Source organism: Cytobacillus depressus (assembly GCF_008923245.1).
GTDB lineage: Bacteria > Bacillota > Bacilli > Bacillales > Cytobacillaceae > Cytobacillus > Cytobacillus depressus.
In genome coordinates this window covers 342,565-353,823 of the sequence record NZ_WBOS01000003.1, presented here as the reverse complement: position 1 = coordinate 353,823, position 11,259 = coordinate 342,565, and the positions used below count along the sequence as shown (strand labels likewise).

The 11,259-nt window shown below is 39.7% G+C and carries 6 protein-coding genes; 1 reads left to right on the top strand and 5 read right to left on the bottom strand.

Annotation, left to right across the window (positions count from 1 at the left end):
- Positions 1-74: 74 nt before the first annotated feature.
- Positions 75-2,423, bottom strand: a complete 2,349-nt coding sequence (locus F7731_RS10400; protein ID WP_151534711.1) for a hypothetical protein — start codon at positions 2,421-2,423, stop codon at positions 75-77.
- A gap of 17 nt (positions 2,424-2,440) precedes the next feature.
- Positions 2,441-3,025, bottom strand: coding sequence for an S-layer homology domain-containing protein (locus F7731_RS10395; RefSeq protein ID WP_151534710.1), 585 nt, complete (start codon positions 3,023-3,025; stop codon positions 2,441-2,443).
- A 528-nt stretch (positions 3,026-3,553) separates the two neighbouring features.
- Here F7731_RS10395 and F7731_RS10390 point away from each other — a divergent pair.
- On the top strand, positions 3,554-4,012 hold the full coding sequence (locus tag F7731_RS10390; RefSeq protein WP_170289679.1) for a C40 family peptidase: 459 nt from the start codon (positions 3,554-3,556) through the stop codon (positions 4,010-4,012).
- A gap of 146 nt (positions 4,013-4,158) precedes the next feature.
- Here the strand turns inward: F7731_RS10390 and F7731_RS10385 are convergent, their stop codons facing one another.
- From F7731_RS10385 to F7731_RS10375, 3 genes are all read right to left on the bottom strand, one after another.
- Complete coding sequence (locus tag F7731_RS10385) at positions 4,159-5,817, bottom strand: S8 family peptidase (protein WP_151534708.1); 1,659 nt, start codon at positions 5,815-5,817, stop codon at positions 4,159-4,161.
- Between the two features lie 49 nt (positions 5,818-5,866).
- On the bottom strand, positions 5,867-7,240 hold the full coding sequence (locus tag F7731_RS10380) for an N-acetylmuramoyl-L-alanine amidase (protein WP_151534707.1): 1,374 nt from the start codon (positions 7,238-7,240) through the stop codon (positions 5,867-5,869).
- A gap of 490 nt (positions 7,241-7,730) precedes the next feature.
- Positions 7,731-11,153: a S8 family peptidase gene (locus tag F7731_RS10375; RefSeq protein WP_170289678.1), complete on the bottom strand. Its 3,423-nt coding sequence runs from the start codon at positions 11,151-11,153 to the stop codon at positions 7,731-7,733.
- Between the last annotated feature and the right edge of the window lie 106 nt (positions 11,154-11,259).

The window sequence follows — 11,259 nt, the reverse complement described above, 5'->3', positions numbered from 1 at the left end:
TCTCCACAGAGCTTTCCAAGTAAGACATTATGTCTATCAATCTCTCATAGTGTTTAGAACACCATCATAAAAGATTACTTAGCTACGTCGACTTTAACAGAAGCTTTTTGTTTATTATTAGCTTTGTCTAATACATCAGCAGTTGTTCCACCTGCAGCAGGTACTTTTGTTTCAACTGATAATGATTTAGTTAAATCAAGAGTTGTAGTAGAAGTTGCTGCAACATATGCTGTTAGACTTACAGTAAATGTATCATTAGTAGCTACTCCATTTGCATCAGCGTCAGCAACACTAAATGTTAAGCCTTTATATGTGAATGTTGAACCAGTTAGTACAACATCATTAGTACCATCTACAGTATAACCAGTAGCAGTCTTCTTAACAGTTACAGTCTCATTAGCTGTTCCAGTAAATGTACCTAGAACTGTTACGTTACCAGTTCCTGTATTTGTTCCTTTAGTTAAATTAGTAGCTGTTGCAAATGTTGAAGCTGCAGCACCTGCTGAATCAGCACCTTTAGTAACTACAATTTTAATTTTAGCAGGGAATCCAGATACACTAGTAGCAACTAATTCAGCATCTGCAAGAGTTACAGCAGATGATCCTTGATAAATAGTAAACTCATCACCTACGAAAGCACCATTTAAAGTAACCATATCTTCATTATATGTTAATTCAATAGTTTTATTGTCTAACACTTTAGCGCTTTTTAGTTCTGGTTTAATATTATCAGTAACTGAAACAGTTGTTGTAAATGGCTTGTTTGTTTTTCCAGTTAAAGTTTGAACACCATTAACTGTGAAAATTGCAGCTCCATCTGTTGCATTCATTGTTCCATCTGGTACTGTGATTGTAGCAATTGTTTGTGCTTTATCAGTAGCAGTTGGAGAACCTTCTGCATTTAAAGTAATAGTTGTACCAGAAGGTAATGAGCTTCCGTTAATTGTGTAACGAGAAGGATCTGTTGCAGAACCTGTTACAGCTCCACCTTTTACTGCTTCTGGGAATTTAACAGTGATCACGTTAGTAGTAGTTGTTGATGCGCTAGTAACTGTGTAATCACCTGAAGTCTGACTTGATCCAAAATCAACAACTGCAGAATATGCTTTTGATTCATTTTCAGCAATAGAAGAATCTTTTACAAATCCTGTAGTAAGTGTAAATGAGTACTTTCCTGTAACTTCTTTCTCAGTACCGCTAGTGATAGCAAATGTAGCCTTTTTAGCTCCCTCAGCAACGTTAGCATTACCAATAGTTCCAAATACTGATGCTGAAGTTACAACAACACCATTTTCATTTACAACGTTAGCTGGGAACGCTAATGAAGCATTAGCTTTTACACCTTCACTAAAGTTCACTACAAGAGCTGTTACTTTACCAGCTGAATTCTTTTTATAAGTAATACCTGTTACTTCAGGCGCAACAGTGTCTTTTGTTAGAGTTGCAGATTTAGAAATTCCTACCAATTTATTCCCTAAGTAGTCTTCAATAGCATCATTAACAAATAATACTGTTACATTATGAGATGTTTTAGAAGATGAGAATAAACCAGCTGCGGAATTTGCTCCTGTTTTTTGTAATTGAACAACAAATTGAGTTTCTGAATCCCCATCAAGTTGTGTTACACTACCAACTGTTACATCCTCATAAACATCACTTTTTACCTTAATATTAGCTTTTAAGTTTGCTAATGCTGCAGCATCATTCTTCATATCTTTACTGAATGTAACTAATAGAGCATTATCTCCATGTGCTACAACAGATTGAACAACTGGAGCTACAGCATCTTTTGTTACTGTAAACTCTTTTGTTGCTACTGAATTAACGTTACCTGACTTATCAGTTAGGTTAATTGCTTCAATTTTATATGTTTTTCCAGTTTCTAAATTGCTAGCAGCAGTTAGAGTAAGAGTAGTTCCAGCCGGATTTAATACAGCATTACTTACACTTACACCATTGATTTTGTATGCTGCACCAGTTTGAACTGGTTCAGAGAACTTAACTTCAACTTCTTTTGTTGAATCATCTTTTGTAACAGCTTTTACACTTGAAATTTCAGCATTTACTTTATCTTCTACTGTAATTACTTGAGTAAATACAGGGAATTTTGTATCAACAGTACCATCAATAATTACGTTTTGAACAGTTACAGCAACTTTGTATGCAGCTTTATTATCAAAAGCATTATTTAAAGTTAGGCGAACTGATTTCTTATCATCTAAAAGAGTGGCAGTAGATACTGTTTTACCATCAGATAGAGCATAATTACTTTCTGTTTGAGCTGAAGTTTTATCAACCTCAGTACTGAATTTAACTAATAATTGTCCTCCGTTAATTGCACTTACACTAACAACACTAGGTGCAACATTCTTAACAGGAACTTCCTTACGTACTTCTTCAACTTCCGCACGGTGTACAAACACTGGAGTTTGTGCACGAGTTACAGTTCGTTTGGTGAGAATTTGCCTGCAGCAACTCCTTCAACAACTCCAAGGCTAGCTAAGATGTTTACGAACTCAGCGCCCCATCCGTTGTTGTCAGTGAAAGACACGTCAGCATTTTCGTTAAGTTTTAAACCGTAAGCTGTAACAACCATTTTCGCCATTTCTTGACGAGTGATTTTAGCGTTTGGCTTGAAAGTATCTTTGTCGTAACCGTTAATTACGCCTTCTTTTTGAGTTTGAAGAGCAGCGATGTATTTAGAAGCCCAGTGGTCAGCTGCATCTTTGAAGCTAGCCTTTGCTTCGTCATCGATTTTAAGACCTAGAGTGATAGAAAGGATCTTAGCAGCTTCACCACGAGTGATGTCTGATTTAAGATCGAAAGTCCCACCTGGACGGCCATCGATCGCACCTTTACCTACTAAATAGTCGATTGATGCTTTTGCCCAGTGATCAGCTGGAACGTCTTTGAAACTTTTTGCTTCAGCTGCGAAACCAGCTGTTGGTGCAACTGCAGATGCTACCATTGCAGCTGTTAATGATGTTGCTAAAAACTTACGGTGCTTTGAAGATTGGTTAGCCATAAGTCAATATTCCTCCCTAAATATAATTAACTATTTTTATTTACTAGCTTGGATGTCTACTAGAATAAGTATCTAATATGTTTAGCCTTACTCGTTTGTATGTATATAATCAAAAGCTAGTTTAGTTACAGAAATTAAATTTACAATACAAGACCTAGTATAAGTGACATATTCTGGTGCGTCAACTTTTTTGTGTAAACATAACTAAAATTCTTGTAAAATATGATTTAATTCCCTTCCGAATCTAATTTTACCTCAATTTCATGTTTTTTCAACAGGAAACAATTGTAATTATATCGTAATTACATTGTAATGCAGGCTGTAATTTACGACTTTTTTGTCTACTATCCGTATTATTTCGGCTTTTTTAACTCAAACCTTAGTATTCTATGTTAAATATGCGGAAATATTACTATGTTCCACTAATTAGAGATCATTTTGTTACACAGTTGTAAAATAAGTTTTGTAGAAATCATGTTACAATAAATTTAGAAAATTTGGTCGAATTATAGCAACTGGAGGAGAATGATGAAGAAAAAGATCGTTTGCACATTTATTGCTCTTTGCGCGCTGCTTAGTTTCGCTGTTCCGAATGGACAAGCTCAAGAAAACACACGAGCCAGTCTCGTTAAAATATCACAAGACTATTTAAAGACACCATATAAATACGGTGGAACAACATCAGCTGGATTTGATTGCTCTGGATTCGTCCTTTTCATATTTAAAAAGTTTGATATTTCCTTGCCACGCAGATCAGCTGATCAGGCAACTGCGGGTAAAGCAGTTAAAAAAGAAGATTTACAACCTGGTGATATCGTCTACTTCAAAAACACACCCAAATCAAACGTGTCTCATTCAGGTATATATATAGGAAGCAACAAGTTCATTTCATCTACTACCTCACATGGAATTCGCATCGATTCATTAAATGATCCATACTATTGGGGCAAGCGCTATGCGGGTGCAAGAAGAGTGCTGAGTGAATAATACATAAAAAGAAAGAAGCGCATACCGTCTATGCGCTTCTTTCTTTTTATGTCAAATTAGTTGTCAGCAGAACTTGTCCTTGATGTACGGAATAATTACCAGCACCAGTAAAATGAAACCGACAACATTTATCATTTAACCATTTTTTATTTAAAGCTCTCATCTAAAGCTCGAGCCAGCAATACAGAAAAATCCGCACGTGTAATGTTTATTGTCGGCTTATATGTTCCATCCGGATAACCTGTCGTTATTCTTTCCGCTTTGAGCGAGTTGACTGCAGGAGAGTAATATTTAGCTGCCTCTACATCCGTAAACGCACTTTCTAACCCAGGGTCATAGCCAAATGCTTTTTGTAACATAACCGCTACATCTCCGCGAATAATCGCTGCTTTCGGTTTAAATGTACCATCTGGAAAGCCCGTAACAATCTGAGCGTCGGCTGCATTGCGGATATAGCCTGAAGCGAAATTTCCCTTCGGTACATCCGAAAAGCTCGTTGGCTGAATCTCCCCCGCCATCCCTAATGCCTTACCGATCATCGTAATGGCTTCCGCACGTGTAACCGCTGCATTCGGATAAAACCTTCCATCCGGGTAGCCTGTAATGATTTCGTGTTCTAATAAGTATGCAATTTCTTCTTTATAATAAGCCGTTTTGGCTATATCGGGAAATGTAACTTCAGACTTTTCGAGCGTATCAAGCGCCTGAACTAATCCATAGCCGTACAAATTGTCTCTCCCAGGCTCCCCCAAATCTAGAGCAGATTGCTGCATAAGCAAGCGAATGTTGTGATTACTTAAAGTCGGATAGGCTTCCTTATATAAAGCAGCAACTCCTGTTACAAAGGGAGCAGCCATAGACGTCCCGCTCATATAGGCATATTCTCTAAACACGCCATCCACGTATCCATTATATGTGCTGTACACTCTCATACCTGGAGCAACAAATTCTAACCCTTTCCCAAAGTAAGAAAAAGCGGTTAATTCATTATTATCGCCGATGGCTCCAACAGCAATGACTTCCGGATAGCGGGCAGGGAATAACACATCTGTGCCTACCGTCAGCGGCTGCACCGAATTCCCCGACGCAGCAACAAGAATCATTCCGCTGTTGTAAGCCTTTCTAATCGCTTCATTTAATAAAAGTGAACCTTCAGGAGCTGTAAAGCTTAAATTCACAATATCCATTCTATGCTGAATAGCCCACTCAATTCCTGCTATAACATCGGATTGATTACCTTCACCATATGAATTCAATGTCTTGATTGCATATATTTCAGCATCAGGGGCCAGTCCGACTGACCCAATTTCGTTATCAAGGGCAGCGATAATTCCAGCAACATGTGTCCCATGCCCCTCATCATCGTTGTAGAAAGGTGAACTCTCGACAAAGGATACGCCCCCAGCTACCTTTAAGTCCGGATGACTGGTGCTGACCCCCGTATCAATAATGCCGATTTTGACTCCCTTCCCCGTCAATCCTAGAGATTTGGATTTCTGAGCCTGAACTTTTTCATAGCTCCAATCGACGATTTGACCATTTGTTTGAACCTTGGAGTCGTCTTCTACTCTCTTAATCTTATTTTCAGCTAATAGCGCTTGTTTTTGCGAGTCTGCGATTGTCATAGACACAGCCGATAAGTTAGCAAATACATAATGCACATCTAAGGCATATTTTTCAACAATCTGCTGATCGACTTGTTCATTGAAGGTAACAATGACTCTTTCTGTTAACTCCTCTCCGTCTACTTTGAAAGGGAAAAGGAATAAGAAAAGGACGAAGGCAATTAAAGTATGTTTCTTCATAAAATAAAATCCTTTCCATATATTAAGAAAAACGGACAGATGCCCGTTTTTACTTTTCTTTCCAATTATAGTAATCTAGTATCCCTAGAGAAATAGCCTCTGCTGCTAAATTTCGATATTGATCTGAACCTAGCTTTTTCGCTTCAGCTGCATTCGAGATAAATCCAGTTTCAATAAGAACAGAAGGTAGTGGATTTTGGTATATCACGTAGAAATTAGCATTTTTCACGCCTCGGTTTGCTGTGCCAAGTGCTTGATACAGTCTGTTCTGGATAAAAGTAGCAAGCTGCTTACTCTGTTCCGCACGGCTTACGGCTGCAGTACTGAAGTAAGTTTCCGTTCCACTCGGCGAGCTGCTTGTATTGCTATTGACATGGATACTTACGAATGTGTCTGCATTTGCTCTTGTCGCTACATTCACACGTTCATCTAATGTTAAATATGTATCGTCTTTACGTGTCATGACCACTTGAACGCCTTTTTGCTCCAAAATTTTCTGCACCTTTAAAGCGATAGATAAAGTTATTTCTTTCTCCTGTAACCCATTTCCCATTGCACCAGGATCTTTGCCGCCATGGCCCGCATCAATGGCAATGACTCTTTTTGCGGCTTGGCTTGGGTCTTTTAAATAAGCTCTATGAACAAATCCTGTCAGATTTCCATAGCTCATATATACCCAATCACCACTGGCATAGTAGATTGTTAGAGTTGTGCCTAATGGAAGGGCTCCTAATACAGCGTAATCTGTGCCAGGGCCGCTTCGGACATTCAAGCTATCTGCTGTTACCACTCGTTTTCCACTCGGTGTTAAGTTAGAAGAAACCCGGAAAGCTGGGTCAATTGCTCTAGCAATTAGTAGTGAGAACTCTTCACGAGTAATCGCATTATTCGGCTTAAATGTGCCATCTGGATAACCATTGGCAATTCCTTCTGTTACAATCCGATCAATAGCTTGCTGTAACGATCCACTTGTCGGAATGTCTGAGAAAAAGGTATTGCTCGTTTCCGTTAATTGAAATGCCTTTTCCAGCCATAGAGCCATTTCTCCCCTAGTCATCTTATCCTTCGGTCTGAAGTTGGCTTCTGCAGAAAGAATTCCTCTTTCAACAGCGGATTGAATATAACCTGATGCATAGGAATCAACTTTTACATCCTTGAATGAAGTTGCGCGCTTTTCGCCATTTAATTTAATTGCCCTGCCCACCATCGTGATGGCCTCGTCTCTTGTCACGTTGGCCTTTGGCTTGAAGGTGCCATCAGGGTAACCGGTAATAATTTGGCGATCGACTAAATAATAGATTTCCGATGAATATTTATCAGGGACATCCTTAAATGTTGCTGCAAGCCCTTTACCGCCCATCGAAATGACCATAATACACACGGCGACTAGAATACAAACTTGATAACGTACTTTTTTAAACATTGTTGCCCTGATTCCCCCTGCAATCTATTAGTGTGTGTTCAAAAAGGAGGACAAAAAGAGCCGAGAAGTTCAAGAAAGCGAAGTCTTCGAGCACCGGAACGTATGGTTTTAATACGTAAAGTGCGGAGAAGCAAGCTGACTTCAAAAGGCGGAAGTGCCTTGGAAAGGAACATCAACTAAAGACCGCCACGTCCTGTGGCGAACGTCGATGTCGGCACATCCTGTGCAAGTCCGACAAGCATAAGACGGCTTACGTAGTGGCTCGATCTTTAGCCACGAAGTAAGATGGCTTATGACGTCGGGGCTAGGCACTGGAGCTAGATTAGCAGAAATTCGAAAGCTATTTTTCCCGGACTTTTTGAACATCCTCTTTTAGTATATTCTGTCATATTGTATCACATTTTGCGGAGGAATTTGGCGGGATTTTAAAAATCTAACTATATTCATAGAAAAAGGAAGAATCACTCAGATTCTTCCTTCAATAATCATCCTATTGTATTTGGACTATTAATTTGTATGGCTCAATTGATGTTTGGTTGTATGCTTCTTTTAGCTTAATCCAATATTCGCCTTTGTTGAGGTTCATATGAAGGACTTCGGCATCTCCTTCCGGATAGTAATCTGCTTTCTTTAGGAGCTTGCCATTTTGATAGATTTCAATTTGCCCGTCAATTTCTTTCGGAACTTCTAGTGTAATTGAAGCCTTGCCGTTCTTCGGCATCGTGAATGCATACCAATCTTCATCTCCGTAGTCGACAGGATTGAAATATCCTTTTACTGCAAATTTCGTATTCGACTCCTTGGTCATTTTCATCGGCTTAATCTTATTCAGACTGACACCTGTATTATACGGATCTTCATCCTTAGATACGATCGGCTGAACTGTGAGTTCATATGGTCGTAGTGAAAAATTCGTATTACTTTGGAAGAAGCCTGAGACAGCTATGAAGTAATGCGCATCTTTCTTCGCTTTAAAGGAACCAAATGTTTTGCCTAAATAAATCCCTTTTTGAAAGTATTGAGCAGTTTCCATTTCTTCCTCATCTAGTTTGCGGTTTTTATTTTTATCCTCGTAGATGACAGCGAAACTATTAAATGGCTGCAGCACACTTTCAGGGTATTGGTCTTTTAGCTGTTTTGTCACTTCAAGCGGATTCACCGACAATCCGTAGACAGCTGATTCCTTCGCTTTAAAATAATAAATATCTGTATCATTGGCCTTGCCGAAATTAGCAGTGATTCTCGTAGTATTAATATCCTTCGCTTCTTCATAAGTATCATTTGGCTCATAGGAGTCTTTCTTAATATCAGCTATTTTCTTTAGCTCAAATTGATATGGGTCCACGCTAATTCCGCTATTATTCCAATAATCTGCTTCTATTCTAATATAATAGGTCTTTCCCTTTTCCAGTGATAAATAGATTTCATCCTTTACCTTCCAAGTCCACCAGTCATGATTATTACCGATATAGGAGAAATATTCATATTCCTCATCCTTCACTTTTTCGGTCATGATTTGCGAAACTTCAACAGCAGGCTTTAAAGCGCCTTTCGATAGATCAAGCTTATATAGTCCATCTGCTTCCGCCACTACTTGATACCAATCCTGATCTCCCTCTACTTGCAAGTAACCGCTAGTAATTCCAGAAGAAACCGGAATGGCGATGGATTTAATCATCTCTGTATAGTTTCGTTCCATTTCCAAATAAGATTGGACCGGATCCATCATTTTTTGCTCGATCGCAAGGCCTGATTGCTCCCCGCCAAGGAAAGCTCCCATCGAGAATTGGTCCTCATCCTCTGGTAAAACAAAGCCCTCTACTCGTAATTCATATGGATCTAGCGATGACTTTGGTTTTTGCTGATTATCTATTAAGCTCGGATCCATAAAAAATTCATAGTAGCCGAAAACAAAGTCTGGCTGATTGGAGATCTGTACGACGTATTCAACATTTGGCTCGGCTGCAAATAATAATGTTTCCCCTTCACTTTTTCCTTTCCGATTCTCATATTTGATCGGAACTAAAGAGTCGGATGGTTGCATGTCAGCCGGGAGCTCGGTAGCGCTCATTTTTTGGTACACCTTGATAGAAGAATCCACACCAGGTAAACCGCCAATGGAAATCTTTACTGTTTGGGGTTCTGTTACCTTCAATGAGTAATAATCTTCATCCTTTTCACCATTTGGAGCAAATAACGTATGGTCTGTTATTTTTGCCGGCAGGGTCGAGATAACGGTCGGATTTGTTATACTTGATTCCTCTTGCGGCACTTTATCTGTTAAAGTGATGCTTAATCCGTAAGTAGATTTCTTGTTTCCAGTGTCATCGTATTGGCCATGAACATCCATCACTCCCAGCGCTAAAACACCGTCTTCCTCAATATGAAGTACCGATCCTTCTGGCAGGCCGTGCCTAACTTCATTTAACTCAAAGCCTTCCTTTTTACTATTCAGCCATTTTCCGACGAGCTTATAATCAAATTGGTCCCCGCCAGATAATTGCAGCTGCAATGTTTGGCCAGCCTTCACTTGAATCTTCACCCAATTTTCCTGCTGTGGCTTCGTCAATTCAGAAGTGATAGTTTTTTTACTCTGAACATCAATGAGCTCTGCTTTCTCGATTGCTTTATCACGGGCAAAATTCCCATTTCTAATGTAATCGGGGATTTTTTTCGGATCAAATTGCAGTGCCTTCACTGGATTCACCAATCCGTAGCCGTACTCGATATCGTATCCCTTCGGACCTAGATCATCTGCCGAATGCTTTAATATATATTCTATCTCCGCCGGCTTTAAAGAAGGATTTTTGGATAATAGTAAGGAAGCAGTTCCTGCGACAATTGGAGAGGCCATCGATGTGCCGCTCATCTTCCTAAAGCTCGATTTCTTTTCAAACTCATAGATTGCGTTATAAATATTTTCACCCGGCGCCACTAAATCAATGGCTGGTCCGTAAGATGAATCGAACGCTCTCTTTTTCTTCTCATCAATATTTCCGACACTTATAACGCCTTCAAAGGAAGCTGGGTAGCTTAGCGTTTCGTCACCGGTATTTCCCGCCGCAGCGACAACGACAATTCCTTGATCGACCGCTTTTTTCACAGCGTCCTTAATTAATTGCGACGGATAAGGGCCGCCTAAGCTTAAATTAATAACCTTCGCTTTCTTTTCAATCGCATGAAGAATTCCTTGGGCGAGGGCATAATCGGATGCCCAGTAGCTGCGATCAAATACATCGATTGGCAAAATTTCCGCATTCGGATTGATCCCGTAACCGCCAATTCCGTTCCCTTTTTCTGAGGCGATGATTCCGGCTACGTGTGTCCCATGAAAGTCTGCCATTCCCGCACTCATCGGGTTCACTGCATTATAGCTCGGCAAAAGCTTCCCCTTTAATTCTGGATGATCCATATCAATTCCTTGGTCGATGACAGCAATTCTCACCTTGTTTTTACCAGCTAAAGAGTGAGCCTTGTCCATATTAAGCATTTGCAAGTAATATTGCTCCGCTGCCTTCGGATCTCCGGAGCCAAGCGTCTTGTAGCGAGCACTTGGATGAATGCTCACAACATGGTCCTGCTTACTTAACGAACGAATAACCGTATCCATTTTCTTCTTGTCCTTCAGCTTCACAACAGCGGTTTTCAAAGAAGGAAAATGATTCATGAGCACAAGGCCCGATCTTTGCAATTCTGACTGACTTAATGGTGTTTTGTACTTGACGACTAAAACCTCATCACTTAATAAAGGCACCTGCTCTTTTTCAGTTTGCCGTTCTAACTGCTTGTTCACAGGGGCAACGACGCTGCCGCTTTTCGTAAATGCTTGTCCCATTGCGGGCTGAGACACACCCATTCCTAAAATAAATGCTGAGCTCAATACGGAAACGACTTTGAAAAATGGTTTTTTCATAGGATATACCTCGTCTTCCATTTTTATCTAACTATCTTATATAAAGATTAAGACTTCCTTTTCTATTAATCAAACAATTTCGAAATACATTTTGTATGGAGTTTTG